Raw genomic sequence first — 16,173 nt, forward strand, 5'->3', positions numbered from 1 at the left:
GCTTTGTCATGATCCGCAGATCCCTTCTCGCCGCCGGCTTCGCCCTCGCCGCCGCGATCCTTCCCGCCAAGGCCGAGGCGGCGGAGAAGCTGTCCGTCCTCCTCGAATGGTTCGTGAACCCCGATCACGCGCCGCTGGTCGTCGCCAAGCAGCTCGGCCTCTTCGAGAAGGCCGGGCTCGACGTCGAGCTGATCCCGCCGGCCGATCCGTCGGCACCGCCGCGCCTCGTCGCGGCCAAGCAGGCCGACATCGCGCTGCACTACCAGCCGAATCTCTTCCTCGACGTCGAGAACGGCCTGCCGCTCGTGCGCTTCGGAACGCTGGTCGAGACGCCGCTGAGCACGGTGATGGTGCTGGCGGACGGCCCGATCAAGTCGCTGGCCGACCTCAAGGGCAAGCGGGTCGGCTACTCCGTCGCCGGCTTCGAGGACGTGATGGTCAAGCGCATGTTGGAGCACAACGGCATCGACACGCCCGACGTCGAGCTGATCAACGTCAACTTCTCGCTCTCGCCCTCGCTGATCGCCGGTTCGGTCGATGCGGTTGTCGGAGCCTACCGCAATTTCGAGCTGACGCAGCTGGAGCTCCAGGGCCGCAAGGGTCTCGCCTTCTACCCCGAGGAAAACGGCGTGCCGGCCTATGACGAGCTCATCTACGTCACCCATCGCGATCTCGTCGCCGACAAGCGCCTGCCGAAGTTCCTGGATGCGGTGGAAGCGGCCACGATCTACCTGACCAACCATCCGCAGGAGGGCTGGGAGCTCTTCGTCAAGGCCTATCCCGATCTCAACGACGAGCTGAACCGCCGCGCCTGGTTCGACACGCTGCCCCGCTTCGCCAAGCATCCGGCGGCGCTCGATGTCGGCAGCTACGAACGCTTCGGCGCCTTCATGAAGGAAACCGGGCTCATCAAGTCCGTGCCGCCGCTGGCCGACATGGCCGTGGCGCTCACCCGATGAGCCACGACATCGAGACGGTCGCCGTCGCCGACGTTCTCGCCCGCCTTCGCGAGCGGCGCCCGCGCGTCCACTGCCTCCTCAACACCGTGGTGCAGAACCTCGTCGCGGATGGGCTGACCGCGCTCGGCGCCGTTCCCTCCATGACCGCGAGCCCGGAGGAGATCGTCTCCTTCGTCGGGCGAGCGGACGCGCTGCTCGTCAATCTCGGCACGCTCTCGGCCGAGCGCGCGAAGGTCAGCGAGATCGCGGCGGCGGAGGCGGTGCGGTCGGGCAAGCCCTGGGTGCTCGATCCCGTGAAATGCGAGGATTCGCCGACGCGCCTCGCCCTTGCCCGGCGCCTCGTGGCGGCCGGCCCCTTCGCCGTGAAGGTCAATGCCAGCGAGGCGGCGGCTCTCGCCCCGGCGCCCGGCATCCTCGTCGTCGAGACGGGGCCGAGCGACCAGCTGCGCCTCGGCGATCGACGCGCCGCCGTGGCGAACGGCCATGCGCGCCTCGCCGGCGTAACGGGCACCGGCTGCCTTGCGGGCGCCATTCTCGCCGCCTGCGCCGCGGTGGAGCCGGACAAGCTTCTGGCGGGAGCGGCGGCCATGGCGATCATCGGCGTCGCCGCCGAGATCGCGGCGCCCCGGAGCCGCGGCCCCGGCAGCTTCGCCGTCGAGCTGCTCGACGCGCTCGGCAATCTCTCGGCCGGAGATCTCTTCGCCCATACGAGGATCCGCCATGCCGGCGCCTGACATCCGCCTCTATGCCCTTGTCGACGCCTCGCTCGGCGCCGATCGCCTGCCCACCCTTGCCGGTCTCGCCGCCCGGAACGGCGCGACGCTGATCCAGTACCGCGACAAGACGGCCGGCACGCGCGCCATGGTGGAGCGCGCCCGCGCGATCCGCGCGGCGCTGGCCGGCACCGGCGTGCCGCTTCTCGTCAACGACCGCGTCGACGTCGCGCTCGCCGCCGGGGCCGAGGGCGTCCATCTCGGCCGCGAGGACATGCTGCCGGGCGAGGCGCGCGCGCTGCTCGGCCCGAACGCCATCATCGGCATCACCGTGAAGAACGAGGCGGATGCGCATGGCGCGGCCTCGCCTTGCGTGGACTATGCCTGCATCGGCGGCGTCTTCGAGACGCTGTCGAAGAAGAACCCGGATGCGCCCGTCGGCCTCGAAGGTCTGGCGCATCTGCGCGCGCTCGTGCGGACCGTCCGGCCGGAGATCCCCGTCGGCGCCATCGCCGGAATCGATCTCGCCCGCACCCCGCTCGTCCTCGCGGCGGGAGCGGACGGAGTGGCGCTGATCTCCGCCCTCTTCCGTGCGAAGGACGTGCCGGAGACCGCGCGCGCCTTCCGGGCCGCCGTCGATGCGGCGCTCATGGAGCGTGGCCGATGAGCGTCCCCATCGCCCTCACCATCGCGGGTTCCGACAGCGGCGGCGGCGCCGGCATCCAGGCGGACCTGAAGACCTTCTCCGCCCTCGGCGTCTTCGGCACGAGCGCGCTCACCGCCGTCACCGCGCAGAACACGCGCGGCGTCACGGCCGTGGAGGATCTGTCGCCCGCGATGGTCGGCGCGCAGATCGACGCGGTCCTCTCCGACATGGCGGTCGGCGCGATCAAGGTGGGCATGGTCTCGCGCGCCGAGACCGCCAGAGCCGTGGCCGAAGGGCTCCGGCGCCACGATCGGCGCGTGGTGCTGGACCCCGTCATGGTCGCGACATCGGGCGACCGGCTGCTGCGGGCCGACGCGGTCGCCGCCCTCGTCTTCGAACTCCTGCCGCTCTCCGACATCGTGACGCCGAATCTGCCCGAAGCCTCGATCCTCTCCGAGATGCCGCTGGCGGAGGACGAGCGCGCCATGGCCGTCCAGGCCGAGCGCATCCTCGCGCTCGGCGCGCGCGCCGTCCTGATGAAGGGCGGCCACGGAACAGGGCCGGAAAGCACCGACATCCTCTTCGACGGCGACACGGCGCACCGCTTCGCCGCCCCGCGCATCGACACCGCCAACGACCACGGCACGGGCTGCACGCTCTCCGCCGCGATCACGGCGGGCCTTGCGAAGGGACTGCCTCCGGTCGAGGCCGTCGAGGCCGCCAAAGCCTATCTCGGCGCGGCGCTCGCCGCCGGCCGGACGTTCGGCATCGGACGGGGCCGCGGCCCCGTCCACCATTTCCATGCCTGGTGGGGGGCGAACCGATGAGACTGATCGAGCATCTGAAAGAGGCGGCCGGCGCCAGCTGGACCGCCTATATCCGGCACGACTACCTGCGCCGGCTGGCGGAGAACCGGCTGCCCGCCGAGGCGTTCCGCCACTATCTCGTGCAGGACTATCTCTTCCTCATCCAGTTCGCCCGGGCGCAGGCGCTCGCCATCTACAAGAGCCGGACGATCGCCGAGATGCGCCATGCGCAGGGCTCGCTCGCCGCCATCCTCGACGTGGAGCTTGGCCTCCATGTGCGCATCTGTGCCGGCTGGGGCCTTTCGCCCGCCGATCTCGAACGGGCGCCGGAACACGCCGCGACCGTCGCCTATACGCGCTTCGTGCTGGATGCGGGCATGTCCGGCGATCTCCTCGACCTTCGCGTGGCGCTCGCCCCGTGCGTCGTCGGCTATGCCGAGATCGCGAAGGAGCTTGAAGACGAGGTCCGCGCGATCGACGGCCATCCGCAGGGCCCCTGGGTCGAGGAATATGCCGGCGCCGCCTATCAGGATGTCGCGGAGACCGCCCGCCTCGAACTCGACCGCCTCGGCGAGGGCGTCGTCCCGCCCCGCCGCCTCGCCCATCTCGAACGTATCTTCACAACCGCCTGCGATCTCGAATCCGCCTTCTGGCAGATGGCGCTCGACGTGGCGGGAAAGGACCGGCCATGACGATCACCCGCCGCAGACTTCTGGGAACACTCGGCGCGAGCCTTCTCGCCGCGCCCGCCCTCACCGGCCGCGCCAGAGCCGCGACGCGCCTCACCGTCGCCTCGCTGCTCGGGCCGGACAAGCCGGAGACGCGCATCTGGAGCGTGATCGCCGAGGCGGTGGAGAAGCGCCTGCCCGGCGCCTTCGCCTTCCGCACCGTGGCGAACGCGGCGCTCGGCGGCGAGCGGGATGTCGGCGAGGGCCTTCGCCTCGGCTCCGTCCAGGCAAGCCTCCTCACCACGGCCTCGCTTTCGGCCTGGGCGCCGGAAACGCAGATCCTCGACCTGCCCTTCCTTTTTCGCGACCATGCGCATCTCATGACGGTCGTGGGGGGCGAGACCGGTGCGCGCCTGAAGGCCCGGCTTGCCGCGGAGCGCTTCGCCGTTCCTGCCTTCATCGACTACGGCGCGCGAAACCTCATCGCCAAGGCGCCGATGGAGACGCCGGCCAGCGTCGCGGGAAAGCGCATCCGGGTGCTGCAGAGCCCGCTCCATGCCGCGCTGTGGAAGGCCTACGGCGCCTATCCGACCGCGATCCCGATCCCGGAAACCTACAACGCCCTCCAGAACGGCGTCGTCGACTGCATGGACCTGACGCGCCCGGCCTATGCGAGCCTCAAGCTCTACGAGGTCGTGCCGGTGATGACCGAGACGCGCCACATCCGCGCCTCCGGCGTCGTCGCCTTCGCCGGCGCCTTCTGGGACGGGCTCGACGCGGCGCAGCGCGAGGTCTTCACCGAAGCCTCCGTCCTCGGAGCCACGGCCTTCCAGACTCTGATGGACGAGGAGGACGCAAAGGCGACCGCCGTCATCGAGGCCGCCGGCGGCTCCCATGTCGAACCCGCCGACCGCGCCGACTGGGAGCGCATCGGCCGCAGCATCTGGCCCGACTTCGCGGAAACCGTCGGCGGGATGGCGCGGATCGAGGCGGCGGCAGCGGCGTAGCGGGCGGAACCCGCCCGCCGGCTCGTAACCCACCGTCTGCCCTACACCCGCAATCCGGCGGCGATGCAGAGCACGGCGAGCGCGCCGAGGAGAGCGGCGAGATAGGGCAGGACCGCACGGAACAGCGCGCTCGGCGGGATCTGCGTCACGGTCGCGACGACATAGACGAGAATGCCGACCGGCGGCGTCAGGCCGTGGATCATCAGGTTGACCACCAGGATGACGCCGAAATCCGTTCCGTCGATGCCGCTCGCGACCGCCAGCGGCACGAGGATCGGCGCGAGGATGAGGATCGCCGCGCCGATGTCGAGCACGCATCCGGCGACGAGAAGCACGAGGTTGCAGGCGAGAAGCACGCCCCATGGCCCCTCGCCGAGAGCGCCCGCGATTCCGGCCACCTTGTCGGCGACGCCGTCCACCGCGAGGAGGAAGGCGAAGGGCGCGCAGGCCGCGATCAGGAGCCCGATCGCCGCCGTCTCCGCGCCGGCCGAAGCGAAGGCGGTCGCGATCCCGCGTCCGCGAAGGCCCGCGCGAAGCGCCAGGACCAGCGTATAGGCGGCAGCGAGAGCGGCCGCCTCCGTCGTCGTGACCACGCCGAAGCGGATGCCGGCGACGACGATGATGCCGAGCCCGAAGGCCGGCACCGCGCCGAAAAGCGCCGCCTGCCGCTCCGCGCCCGAGGCGCGCGGGAGCGCGGCGGCCTGCCCGGCGCGCAGGCGGATCGCGATGGCGAGCGCTAGCGCCATCACTCCGCCGGCGAAGAACCCGCCGACGAGCAGCTTGCCGATCGACAGATCCGTGGCGGAAGCCAGAATCAGGAAGGCGATGGAAGGCGGGATCACGTTGTCGAGCGTCGACGTCGCCGCGATGATCGCACCCGCCTCCGCCGGCCGCGTTCCGCGCCGGATCAGCTCGGGCGCGAAGGTGCGCGCGCCGAAGGCGGCATTGGCGATGGAGGAGCCGGAGGCGCCGGAGAAGAGGACGCTGGTCAGGAGCGTCGTCTGTGCGAGACCGCCCCGCAGATGCCCGGCGAGCGCCGCCGCCAGCCGAACCAGCGCGCCGGCCGCGCCCGAGGCGGAAAGCAGCCCGCCGACGAGGAGAAAGAAGGGCACGGCGAGCAGCAGGAACTTCGAGACGCCCGACACGGCGGAGGCAACGAGAGCCGGCGCCGGCAGCATTGCGCCAAAGGGCTCGGCCGCGACCGTGGCGGCGAGGAAGACATGCGGCATCGGCGCGCCGACGAGGAGACCCGCCGCAGCAAAGAGGCCGGCGACGAGGCTCGGCGAGAGATCGAGGAACCGCGCCGCGAAGACCAGGCCGAGACCGAGAAGACCCGCGATGCCGGCGCCGAGCGCGAGCACGCCGAGCCGCCCCTCTCCGGCGCGGCGCAGCGAGAGGCTCGCGAGCGTTGCGACCCCCGCGAAGGCGAAGGCGGCTAAGCGCAGCCATTCGGGAAGACCGAGCGCCGGCGAGATGCCCCCGACATGGCCGGCCGCCGCAAAGCCCCCCAGCGCCAACGCCGCGCCCGCCGCAAGAACGGGAGCGTCCGCACCGGCATCCGCGACGAACCGGGCGCGGGGCCCGAGCCTTGCGACCGCGACGTCGAAGCGCATGGCGAGCGGACCGCCCAGCGCCAGCGGGGCGCCGAGAGCGATCAGCGCGACGAAGAGCCAGATCGCCGCCTCCTCCGCGCCGAAGAGACCCGCGCCCCATCCATAGCGCATCGCGACGGCGAGGAGGACGACGGCTAGAAGCAGCGCCAGAAGGAGGCCGCAGAGCGCTCGCAAAAGCCGCTCGAAGGCGCCGAGCAGCAACATTGCGGCGGGCGAGACGATCACAGCTGCGATTCCAGCGGCAGCCAGGAGACGACGCGCGCCAGGATGCGGCGGGCGAGACTTGCCTCCGGTTCGCGCGTGTGGACGACGGAAACGCCGCCCTCCTCGCTCGTCCAGCGCAGATCGCCCGCGGCATCGAGGGTCACGCGATAGCTGTCGGTCGGCCGCGTCTCCTGGCGGAACAGGTCGCGGACGACGCCGACCAGCTCCGGCACCTCGAAGAGGATGCCCATTTCCGTGTTCAGCGAGGCCGAGCGCGGATCGAAATTGAGCGAGCCGACGAAGCCCAGCCGATCGTCGACCGTGAAGGCCTTGGTGTGGAGGCTCGCCTGGCTGGAGCCGCGAAAGGACAGCGTCTGGGGCCCCTCGCCGAAGGGCCGGAGCTCGAAGAGATTGACCCCGCCGCCGAGGAGATCCTTGCGATAGGGCGCATAGCCGCCATGGACGGCCGCCACGTCCGTCGCCGCCAGCGAGTTCGTCAGCACCGAGACCTCGACGCCGCGCGCGGAAAGATCGACGAAGGCGGCCGTGCCCTCGGCGCCCGGCACGAAATAGGGCGAGATGATTTCCAGCCGCTCCTTGGCGGAAAGGAGCTTGGGCACGATGCGCTGCATCATCGTGTTGCCGTCGCTGTTTCCGGCCGCCTTTTCCGGCGGATCGGCGACGAGGCGCGCCGTCGTCGTCCAGTGCAGCTTGTCCTCGTCGAGCAGCGTGAATACCGAGACGCGCTCGCGGATGCGCTCCGCATAGGGCCGCAGCGCCTCGTCGGCGAGGCGCGCGTCGAGAGCGACCTTCAGCTCCGCCAGCGGCAGCGCCTTGCGGCTGGAGAGCGCCGCGACGGGCAAAGCGAGGCCGCTGTTCCAATAGGCGTCGAACATCGCCTCGGTCTCGCCGAGCACGGGGCCGGTCACGATGAGGTCGAGATCGCGGAAGTTGGAGCTTTCGGCGGCGTCGAAATACTCGTCGCCGATGTTGCGCCCGCCGACGACCGCGACGCGCCCGTCCGCGATCCAGGCCTTGTTGTGCATGCGCCGGTTCACGCTGAAGGCGCGCAGCGCCATCTCGATCCCGCGTCGGAGCGCGTTCTCGCGGGCCCGCGTCGGGTTGAACATGCGCACCTCGATCGAGGGATGCGCATCGAGCGTCACCAGCGCCTCGTCGTAGCCCTTCGCGCCGAGATCGTCGAGGAGAAGGCGCACGCGCACGCCGCGCCCTGCGGCGTCGATCAGTTCGCGCAGGAGGAAGTGGCCGGTCAGGTCGTCCTGCCAGACGTAGTAGAGAATATCGAGGCTGCGCCCGGCCGCGCGGGCCGAGAGCGCGCGCGCGGCGAAGGCGTCGAGATTGGAGGAGACCGCGGCAAGGCCGCTCTCGGTCTCGTGATCGGCCGAGAGCGCGGCAATCTTGGCGTCGATCTCGGTCGTTCCGCCCGCATGGCTCTGCGCATGGGAGGGGGGGCCTGCCGCCCGCTCCGCGAACCGCCCGAACGCATAGGCGGCCAGGACCGCCGCGACGACGAAGGCGAGCGCGACGATCCCCGCGATCATGATCCAGCGCATGAAGGGCTCCTCCGAAAGACCGGCCGCTCCAGCGCCCATCGCAACGGAAGCGACGACCCCCTTGCGGCAGCGCGGGAACCTATAGGCGATCCTGCGGGACGCCGCATCCTGCCGCGCCCTGCGCTGCACGCGATCGGCGAAATCCGTTCGCTCGACGATCCGCGATCCGGGGACCTGCTTCATCACCGGAGAGCGACATCTTCGAAATCGACCGACCGGAAGGCCCCTGCCTATCGGCCGAGGGCTGCCGACGTCGTCGCGTCAGGGATGCAATACGAATCACAACCGACCACTTTGTTTCAAATGTCCCAAAATATTTGATGTCTCCTTTGCGGGGCGATAGCAACTCAGCTGGAAATCAGGAATTTCAATCCCTTAAGACGTATAAAAAAGGCGCATTGACATTATACTTAATACGTAAATTTTGCGCTATATTTTTAACTTCACATTCGCCGGCCGCTCCGGCTGGGCGGATTTGTCTTACGAGTGGCATTTACGCTTGCCTTGACTATCAGTCAGCCAATATAGATGGGCTTAGACGACGCCGGAAACTTGGCAAAGCACACTCGAAGAATAGGGGGACGCCCTCGCCGACGACATTGGATATCGGGACTTCGCGGGCTGCCCGACAGAGAACATAGTAAGCTTCAAGAAGAGTTAGTCTTCTCGAGAACTGCTCTGCAAGCCAGCCGTACCTGAGGACTAGATGTGTTTCAATCTGCTGAATCACATGCGGAAGCTTGCATCTGATGCATACTCGTCACGACCACGACATGATCGAATTGCGAAACTTCGTCGATCTCGGCGATGATGACCGCAAGTTCGTGTACCGCCGGAACGGGCCTCCCGGCAATTCCGCTTTCGAAGTTCGAATCACGAACGCGGCGGAACTCGCCCTCTACAACCGGGCGCCGATCCTCTTCAACTTCGGCAGCCTGGAGGATGGCGACATCGACATCACGCTGTCCGGCATCTCCACCCGATGGTTCGGGGTCTGGCGCCTGACGACGCGGAGCGGGTTTCGCGCCACGGCGAGCGACAGCGCGCTGGAAGACGTCGCCTTGGTCCAGATGACGCTGAAAGGCCGCGCGTCCCATCGCGGACTGACGGGAGAGCATGTGGCGGAGGCGGGTTTCGGCTTCATCCGCTCCTTCCGCGACATCCACGACTGCTCGATCTCGCCCGGCTACGAGTCGATCAACTGCGTGCTGCGCATGAAGCCGCTGCTTCAGCAGATGCACCAGATGAACGAGGAGAACGACACGCTCTCCCACGACTTCCACCCTCTGACCGAACTCAACACCCCGGCTTTGCGAAGCTTTCAGCAGAACCTCCAGACCATTTTCGATCGCGTGGTGATGTCGGGCGAAGGCGCCAGTTTCGCCGATCCGCTGGTCGAGGAAATCCTGATCGGCCAGTTGCTGGGCTCCTGGCCGCGCAAGGCGACCCAGACGACGCCCCCGCGCCCGGCCTCTTCACGGCATATCCAGCGCTCGCTCGACTTCATCGAGGCTCATCTGGCCGTGCCGATCTCGGTGGCCGAGGTCGCGACCGCCGCGGGCGTGGGCGTGCGCGCCCTTCAGTCGAGCTTCCGCAAGGATCTCGGCCGCACGCCGATCCAGTACATCATCGACCGGCGCCTGGAAAAGGTGCACGACGAGTTGCAGCGCGGCGGCTCGACATCCATATCGAGCGTCGCGTCGCGCTGGGGCTTCGTCCATATGAGCGACTTCTCGCGCCGCTACCGCCAGCGCTTCGGCTGCACGCCCTCGGAAACGCAGATCCGGGCCGGACACGGCAATCCCTGATCCGACCGAGAGCCTGTCGGGTTCATGCCGAACCGGACAGACCCTCGATTGCCTTGTCGTCGTTTGCCTTTTCGGGACCGCCGGCTTCCACGGGTCCCCGACAGACTCTCGGCCGCCTCGAAGCGGAAAAAGCAGCGGCCGACGCGGCATCTGAACGAGCCCTCGCAACCCGGGATCGCCCCGATCCTGGAACGTCGAGCGATCGTGTCGATCGCCGCAGGAGGCCTATTTCGATCCGGCCCCGATCGAAATGCCACGCGCCGCGGCTGCGCGTGGCCGCGCTTGCGCGTGCCGCCCGATTGCACCGAACCTCCCGCTGCGAGACGGCGCTCGGCCGGCGACACTTTGCGTGACGCACCCTCCATCGCGCCCTACGACCCGACACGAGCCCCCGCCGCGCAACCGCTGAACCCATGCCTTTCAAACGAAGAGCCCCGCCGGCAGGACCGGCGGGGCTCTTTGCAATCAAACGATGGTGCTTGCGTCGATCAGGCGGCGGCGGACACGCCGGCCTCGACGCCCGTCGGGACCTCGGAGATCGTCTTCAGGATCTGCGAGGCGATCTGGTAGGGGTCCCCTTGCGAGTTCGGACGGCGATCCTCGAGATAGCCCTTGTAGCCGTTGTTCACGAAGGAATGCGGCACGCGGACCGAGGCGCCGCGATCGGCCACGCCGTAGCTGAACTTGTTCCAGGGCGCCGTCTCGTGCTTACCGGTCAGACGCAGGTGGTTGTCCGGGCCGTAGACCGCGATATGGTCTTCGAGATTGGCCTCGAAGGCGGCCATCAGCGCCTCGAAATACTCCTTGCCGCCGACTTCGCGCAGATAGGTCGTGGAGAAGTTGGCATGCATGCCCGAGCCGTTCCAGTCGGTGTCGCCGAGCGGCTTGCAGTGGTACTCGATGTCGATCTTGTACTTCTCGGTCAGGCGCTCCAGCAGGTAGCGCGCCATCCAGACCTCGTCGGCGGCCCGCTTGGAGCCCTTGCCGAAGATCTGGAACTCCCACTGGCCCTTCGCGACTTCCGCGTTGATGCCTTCATGGTTGATGCCGGCAGCGAGGCAAAGGTCGAGATGCTCTTCCACGATCTGGCGCGCGATGTCGCCGACGGCGGAGTATCCAAGACCCGTGTAGTACGGACCCTGCGGCGCGGGATAGCCGGACTCGGGGAAGCCGAGCGGACGGCCGTCCTTGTAGAAGAAGTATTCCTGCTCGAAGCCGAACCAGGCGCCTTCGTCGTCGAGGATCGTGGCGCGCTTGTTCGAGGGATGCGGGGTCTTGCCGTCCGGCATCATGACCTCGCACATGACGAGGACGCCGTTGGTGCGGGCGGGATCGGGATAGAGAGCGACGGGCTTCAGCACGCAATCGGAGCTGCGACCCTCGGCCTGCATGGTCGACGAGCCGTCGAAGCCCCAGAGCGGCAGCTGCTCCAGCGTCGGGAATTCCGCGAATTCCTTGATCTGGGTCTTGCCGCGCATACCCGGCACCGGCGTGTAGCCGTCGAGCCAAATATACTCGAGCTTGTATTTGGTCATCGCGTCTCTCTCATGAGTTGATCGTCGAAACGAAAGAAATCCGAGACCGCGCGCCTCGTCGAGCATGGTCCGACAAGCGGCGGCTGAACCATCCTATGCAGGGATCGTGCCAGTTCCGCCGACGACGGGATCACGTCCACCGTGATTTGCTGCGGTGCACCCTCGACATCGCGGCGCGAGGCCCTATCGCGAAGCGGCTTCGACCTCTCGAGCGCCACTCGCCGGATCGATCGCCGCCCTCGTAAATTCTTCCATGTGCCTCGTTTCTAGGCTGGAGAAACGAGGTGTCGCGGAAGATCGCACTCTGTCCGAGAGCAAACATTCCTCTGAAATGATCATAAAGTAGGCACTTGCTGATTTATTTTTGTGCGTTCGGCACAGAACGCCATCAGACGTGTTATAGAGATGTCACAGACGCATTTGCAGGTCAGCAAAAGGTCGATCACCATGAACACCAGCATCGAACGCCCCAGCGCCGTCATCTACCAGTTCCCCGTCCGCCGCCGCGCGGAAACGGGTGCCCGCACAGGCGTGGAGATGAAGCCGGTCTACGAGGTCGCGGTCATCGACGGCTGGTATCACGCGGACGCGATCCGCGAGAGCGACCCCGTCCGTCACTCTTAAGTCGACGAGTTCGCTTCGTTTCCCGTGCTCTCGACGCATCGGACATGACCGCCATCGTATAGGTGACAGCCTCCTTCGCCTCGCATCCGAACGGCTTCGACCTTTGTCGTCGCGGCGTTGGAAGCCAAGTCGCCGACATCAGCTGCCGAAGATCGACCATCCCATGCGCTTGGTCAGCGCCTCCAGGGCGATCCGCCCGAGATGGGAGTTTCCGGCGGCGTCGAGCCCCGGCGACCAGACGGCGACCGAGGCCTTGCCCGGTGCCACCGCCAGGATGCCGCCGCCGACCCCGCTCTTGCCGGGCAGGCCGACGCGGTAGGCGAAATCTCCCGAGCCGTCGTAATGGCCGCATGTCAGCATGATCGCGTTGATGCGGCGCGCCCGCTCGGGGCTCACCACCCGCATGCCCGTCGCCGGGTTGACGCCGAGATGGGCGAGGAACCGCCCGGCCATCGCGAGCTGGCGGCAAGACATGGCGATCGCGCAATGGTGGAAATAGACGCCGAGCGTGAAGTCGACGGGATTTTCCAGGACACCGAAGGACTTCATGTAATTGGCGAGCGCGGCGTTGCGGTAGCCCGTGCGCTGCTCGGAAGCCGCGACGGCCGCATCGATGACGACCGACGTATCGTCGCAGAGAAACTGCATGAAGCGCAGGATCTCGCCGAGCGCCTCGCGCGGCTGACGGCCGGCAAGGATCATGTCGGTCACGGCGATGGCGCCGGCATTGATGAAGGGATTGCGCGGAATGCCCTTCTCGTTCTCCAACTGCACGATCGAATTGAACGGGCTGCCCGAGGGCTCCCGCCCGACCCGGCTCCACAGCCGGTCGCCGGCCCTGCCGAGGGCCAGCGTGAGCGTGAAGACCTTCGAGATGCTCTGGATCGAAAAGGGCAGATCGCTGTCGCCGCCCGCCGCCACATGGCCGCTGCCGTCGATGACGACGAGGCCGAAGGCGGCGGGATCGACCCGCGCGAGCTCGGGAATATAGCTCGCAACCGTCCCGCGATCGGTGCGCTCGCGCATTTCCTCCGCGATCTCGCGCACGGCGCGGTCCAGCGCGTCGCGCTCATCGATGGCACGGGCTTCTGCGATATCGGTCTCGGTCATGAAAGCCCGGCTGCGGATGAACTGCACCGCAACATGACATCAAGGCCGGAGCCCTGTCCACGGCCGATGCGCCGGCTTCGACGGCGGAACGGGGCGGCCCGAACGTTCAGCGACATCCGGCCGTCGAATGTCAGGTCTCCCGAAGCATCCGGCTTGCCCCGCCGAAGGAGCTCCGCCTATTCAGGCGGCGGAGCACCCGGGAGACAGGACGGGACGCGCTGAAACGGGAGGACGGCATGGAACAGACCTGGCGCTGGTTCGGGGACGACGATCCCGTCAGCCTCGACAACGTCAAGCAGGCGGGTGCGACGGGCATCGTCACGGCGCTCCACCACATCGCGCCCGGCCTTGCCTGGAGCGACGAGGAGATCGGCCGGCGCAAGGCGCGGATCGAGGCGGCGGGCCTTGTCTGGAGCGTTTGCGAATCCATCATGATGCCGAACGCGATCAAGCTGGCGGATGCGCAGGCACCGCGCGCGATCGCCGCCTGGAAGGACACGCTGGCCGGCCTCGGCCGGGCCGGCATCAAGACCGTCTGCTACAATTTCATGCCGGTCGTCGACTGGACGCGCACCGACCTTCACTTCCGCCTGCCGACGACCGGCCTGGCGCTGCGCTTCGACATGGTAAGCTTCGTCGGCTACGACGCCTTCGTCCTGAAGCGGCCGGGCGCGGAGGGTGACTATCCCGCCGAGATCGTGGCACAGGCGAAGACGCGCATCGAGACGATGGACGCGAGCGCGATCGACCGGCTGGAGGCCAATATCATCCGCGGCCTTCCCGGCGGCGAGGCGCGCTACGACCGCGCCTCGATCGCCCAGTTGATCGCGCGCTACGACGGCCTCACCGACGAGGGCATGCGGGACAACCTGAAGGCCTTCCTCGCCGAGGTCGCGCCGGTGGCCGAAGAGTTCGGCATCCGCCTCGCCATCCACCCGGACGATCCGCCCTTCTCGCTCTTCGGCCTGCCGCGCGTCGTCTCGACCGCGGACGACATCCGCGCGATCCTTTCGGCTAGCGACAGCCCGGCCAACGGCATCACGCTCTGCACGGGGTCCTACGGATCGCGGGCCGACAACGATCCCGTCGCTATCGCGCGCGAATTCGCCGAGCGCATCCATTTCGTGCACCTGCGCAACGTGACGGTCGAGCCCGACGGCTCCTTCTTCGAGGACGAGCATCTCGAAGGCGGAACCGACATGGTCGCGGTGATCGAGGTCCTGATGCGCGAGGAGCGCCGCCGCCGCGCGGCGGGCGACGCCAAGCCGATCCCGATGCGGCCCGACCACGGCCATCTCCTGGCCGACGACATCGGCAAGGCGACCAATCCCGGCTATTCGCTGATCGGCCGGCTGAAGGGTCTGGCCGAGCTGCGCGGCATCATGCGGGCGCTGGAGCGAAGCCTGCCGGCCTGAGCCGCGATCCAGGAAGGCCCTTGCGTCGATCCGCGAGGGCCTTCATGCTGTCGAAGACGGCAAGTCGTTGCATTCGCTCATCTTTAGAAATGTTCTAGACAGAAAGCGAGCCCTGGACTCCGGTCGACATCTCCGACTATGAGAAAATATGACTATCGGTATCCGGTTATCGGACGCCGGAGGACCACCCATCCGCGACCGGAGGCCTGACGCTCGCACGAGCGATTCCAGGCCCGGCCGTGTCGATGGGGCCAGTCGAGGTTTTCATCGTTGCGTCATTTCCAATCGCCCCGCCCGATCCATCCTGCCCGGACCGACCGGCGCTCTCGCCGGCACGGCCTGCGAGCCCTTGCCGCCGCCGCGGCTTTCCTGATCGGCGCTTCGGCCCTCGAAGCGCAGGAGACCGGCACGCCCGACCTTCGCCCGGCCGTCTCGGAGCAACCGGCCACCTCGCCGCGTGTTCTGACGACGCAAGCCCTGTCCGCAACTCCCGCGACCCCGCCGGCGGCCCCGTCGGCGCCGGCTGCCGCGACATCCGCAACGGCCGAGCCCGCGCCCCCGTCCGAGCCCGCGCCGACATCGAGCGCCCCCGCAGCGGCGCCCTCCCCGGCCCCAGGCGCGGCTGCAGACGTCGCGCCGTCCAGCGCCACGGCCCCCGCGCTGGCATCGCCCGCAACGAACGCGCCGGTCGCCGCCGATGGAACCACCGCCGTTCCCGGCGCCGTCCCTACTGCTGCCGGTTTCGCCGAGCCCGAGACGGCCGGCACCGCGAGCCTGCCGCATGATCTGTCCCCCTGGGGCATGTTCATGGCCGCCGACATGATCGTGAAGGGCGTCATGATCGGCCTCGCCTTCGCATCCGTCGTCACCTGGACGATCTGGCTCGCCAAGGCGCTCGAGCTCTTCGCGGCCCGGATGAAGGCGGCGCGGGCCCTGCGTTGCCTGGAGCGCTCCACGACGCTGGCCGAAGCGGTCGGCGCCGGCCGCCGCTGGCCAAAGCGCGGGCCCGTCGCGGCGCTGGCCCAGGCCGCCCTTCTGGAGCGCGAGCGCTCCGGCGGGCTGGAGGCGGAGGGCGTGAAGGACCGCGCCGCCGTCGCCCTCCACCGGATCGAGGCCCGTGCCGGACGCTCCATGGCGCGCGGCACCGGCCTTCTCGCCACGATCGGCTCGACCGCGCCCTTCGTCGGCCTGTTCGGCACGGTCTGGGGCATCATGAACTCGTTCATCGGCATCAGTCAGGCCAACACGACGAACCTTGCCGTCGTCGCGCCCGGCATCGCGGAAGCACTGCTCGCCACCGCCATCGGCCTCGTCGCCGCCATTCCGGCCGTCATCATCTACAACGTCTTCGCCCGCTCGATCGCCGGCTACCGCGCGGTTCTGGCCGACGCCTCGGCCGAGGTGCTGCGCCATCTCAGCCGCGATCTCGACCGCAGCGGGCAGAGGGCCGAGCCGAAGGCCGCGCTCGGCGCGCTCCAGGCCGCGGAGTAA

General features: G+C 68.4%; 14 protein-coding genes. 10 read left to right on the forward strand and 4 right to left on the reverse strand.

Annotated features, from left to right (window positions below):
• The first annotated feature begins 11 nt into the window (after positions 1-11).
• The 6 genes from ASG62_RS00520 to ASG62_RS00545 are packed head-to-tail and all read left to right on the forward strand — an operon-like array spanning position 12 to position 4,799.
• Positions 12-959, forward strand: coding sequence for an ABC transporter substrate-binding protein (locus ASG62_RS00520; RefSeq protein WP_056695021.1), 948 nt, complete (start codon positions 12-14; stop codon positions 957-959).
• Positions 956-1,693, forward strand: a complete 738-nt coding sequence (locus tag ASG62_RS00525) for a hydroxyethylthiazole kinase (RefSeq protein ID WP_056694766.1) — start codon at positions 956-958, stop codon at positions 1,691-1,693. Before ASG62_RS00520 ends, ASG62_RS00525 begins: the two co-directional genes overlap by 4 nt.
• On the forward strand, positions 1,680-2,339 hold the full coding sequence (gene thiE, locus ASG62_RS00530) for a thiamine phosphate synthase (protein WP_056694764.1): 660 nt from the start codon (positions 1,680-1,682) through the stop codon (positions 2,337-2,339). Before ASG62_RS00525 ends, thiE begins: the two co-directional genes overlap by 14 nt.
• Entirely contained in the window at positions 2,336-3,145 is an 810-nt protein-coding gene (thiD, locus tag ASG62_RS00535; RefSeq protein ID WP_056694762.1) for a bifunctional hydroxymethylpyrimidine kinase/phosphomethylpyrimidine kinase, read from the forward strand. Before thiE ends, thiD begins: the two co-directional genes overlap by 4 nt.
• On the forward strand, positions 3,142-3,816 hold the full coding sequence (tenA, locus tag ASG62_RS00540) for a thiaminase II (RefSeq protein WP_056694761.1): 675 nt from the start codon (positions 3,142-3,144) through the stop codon (positions 3,814-3,816). Before thiD ends, tenA begins: the two co-directional genes overlap by 4 nt.
• Positions 3,813-4,799, forward strand: a complete 987-nt coding sequence (locus tag ASG62_RS00545; RefSeq protein WP_056694759.1) for a TRAP transporter substrate-binding protein — start codon at positions 3,813-3,815, stop codon at positions 4,797-4,799. Before tenA ends, ASG62_RS00545 begins: the two co-directional genes overlap by 4 nt.
• A gap of 41 nt (positions 4,800-4,840) precedes the next feature.
• On the opposite strand, the gene ASG62_RS00550 is transcribed toward ASG62_RS00545, so the two are convergent.
• Together ASG62_RS00550 and ASG62_RS00555 are read right to left on the reverse strand one after the other, a co-directional pair.
• Positions 4,841-6,616 carry a TRAP transporter large permease subunit gene (locus tag ASG62_RS00550; protein WP_056694757.1) on the reverse strand — a complete coding sequence of 592 codons (1,776 nt, stop codon included), beginning with the start codon at positions 6,614-6,616 and terminating at the stop codon, positions 4,841-4,843.
• A 17-nt stretch (positions 6,617-6,633) separates the two neighbouring features.
• Positions 6,634-8,190 (reverse strand): phospholipase D family protein, encoded by a 1,557-nt coding sequence (locus ASG62_RS00555; RefSeq protein ID WP_056695020.1) that lies wholly within the window; start codon positions 8,188-8,190, stop codon positions 6,634-6,636.
• 773 nt (positions 8,191-8,963) lie between these two features.
• Between ASG62_RS00555 and ASG62_RS00560 the strand changes: the two genes are divergently transcribed.
• The gene (locus tag ASG62_RS00560) at positions 8,964-9,998 is read left to right on the forward strand and encodes a helix-turn-helix transcriptional regulator (RefSeq protein WP_056694755.1); all 1,035 of its coding nucleotides are present in this window, start codon (positions 8,964-8,966) and stop codon (positions 9,996-9,998) included.
• A gap of 488 nt (positions 9,999-10,486) precedes the next feature.
• On the opposite strand, the gene ASG62_RS00565 is transcribed toward ASG62_RS00560, so the two are convergent.
• Positions 10,487-11,533, reverse strand: a complete 1,047-nt coding sequence (locus tag ASG62_RS00565) for a glutamine synthetase beta-grasp domain-containing protein (RefSeq protein ID WP_056694753.1) — start codon at positions 11,531-11,533, stop codon at positions 10,487-10,489.
• Positions 11,534-11,980: 447 nt separating this feature from the next.
• Here ASG62_RS00565 and ASG62_RS00570 point away from each other — a divergent pair, with 447 nt between their 5' ends.
• Entirely contained in the window at positions 11,981-12,157 is a 177-nt protein-coding gene (locus tag ASG62_RS00570) for a DUF2735 domain-containing protein (protein WP_162246013.1), read from the forward strand.
• Between the two features lie 138 nt (positions 12,158-12,295).
• Here the strand turns inward: ASG62_RS00570 and ASG62_RS00575 are convergent, their stop codons facing one another.
• The gene (locus tag ASG62_RS00575; RefSeq protein WP_056695019.1) at positions 12,296-13,267 is read right to left on the reverse strand and encodes a glutaminase; all 972 of its coding nucleotides are present in this window, start codon (positions 13,265-13,267) and stop codon (positions 12,296-12,298) included.
• 236 nt (positions 13,268-13,503) lie between these two features.
• Here ASG62_RS00575 and uxuA point away from each other — a divergent pair, with 236 nt between their 5' ends.
• Positions 13,504-14,682 carry a mannonate dehydratase gene (uxuA, locus tag ASG62_RS00580; protein WP_056694751.1) on the forward strand — a complete coding sequence of 393 codons (1,179 nt, stop codon included), beginning with the start codon at positions 13,504-13,506 and terminating at the stop codon, positions 14,680-14,682.
• Positions 14,683-14,952: 270 nt separating this feature from the next.
• Positions 14,953-16,173, forward strand: coding sequence for a tonB-system energizer ExbB (exbB, locus tag ASG62_RS27450; protein WP_244487571.1), 1,221 nt, complete (start codon positions 14,953-14,955; stop codon positions 16,171-16,173).

It is taken from the genome of Aureimonas sp. Leaf427 (assembly GCF_001425485.1).
Lineage (GTDB): Bacteria > Pseudomonadota > Alphaproteobacteria > Rhizobiales > Rhizobiaceae > Plantimonas.

Excerpts from the sequence above, each read along its gene's own strand:
- ASG62_RS00525 (WP_056694766.1), top strand. The coding sequence starts at position 956 with ATGAGCCACGACATCGAGACGGTCGCCGTCGCCGACGTTCTCGCCCGC.
- ASG62_RS00550 (WP_056694757.1), bottom strand. The coding sequence starts at position 6,616 with ATGTTGCTGCTCGGCGCCTTCGAGCGGCTTTTGCGAGCGCTCTGCGGC.
- ASG62_RS00555 (WP_056695020.1), bottom strand. The coding sequence starts at position 8,190 with ATGCGCTGGATCATGATCGCGGGGATCGTCGCGCTCGCCTTCGTCGTC.
- ASG62_RS00570 (WP_162246013.1), top strand. The coding sequence starts at position 11,981 with ATGAACACCAGCATCGAACGCCCCAGCGCCGTCATCTACCAGTTCCCC.
- thiD (WP_056694762.1), top strand. The coding sequence starts at position 2,336 with ATGAGCGTCCCCATCGCCCTCACCATCGCGGGTTCCGACAGCGGCGGC.
- tenA (WP_056694761.1), top strand. The coding sequence starts at position 3,142 with ATGAGACTGATCGAGCATCTGAAAGAGGCGGCCGGCGCCAGCTGGACC.
- ASG62_RS00545 (WP_056694759.1), top strand. The coding sequence starts at position 3,813 with ATGACGATCACCCGCCGCAGACTTCTGGGAACACTCGGCGCGAGCCTT.
- ASG62_RS00565 (WP_056694753.1), bottom strand. The coding sequence starts at position 11,533 with ATGACCAAATACAAGCTCGAGTATATTTGGCTCGACGGCTACACGCCG.
- ASG62_RS00560 (WP_056694755.1), top strand. The coding sequence starts at position 8,964 with ATGATCGAATTGCGAAACTTCGTCGATCTCGGCGATGATGACCGCAAG.
- ASG62_RS00575 (WP_056695019.1), bottom strand. The coding sequence starts at position 13,267 with ATGACCGAGACCGATATCGCAGAAGCCCGTGCCATCGATGAGCGCGAC.
- thiE (WP_056694764.1), top strand. The coding sequence starts at position 1,680 with ATGCCGGCGCCTGACATCCGCCTCTATGCCCTTGTCGACGCCTCGCTC.
- uxuA (WP_056694751.1), top strand. The coding sequence starts at position 13,504 with ATGGAACAGACCTGGCGCTGGTTCGGGGACGACGATCCCGTCAGCCTC.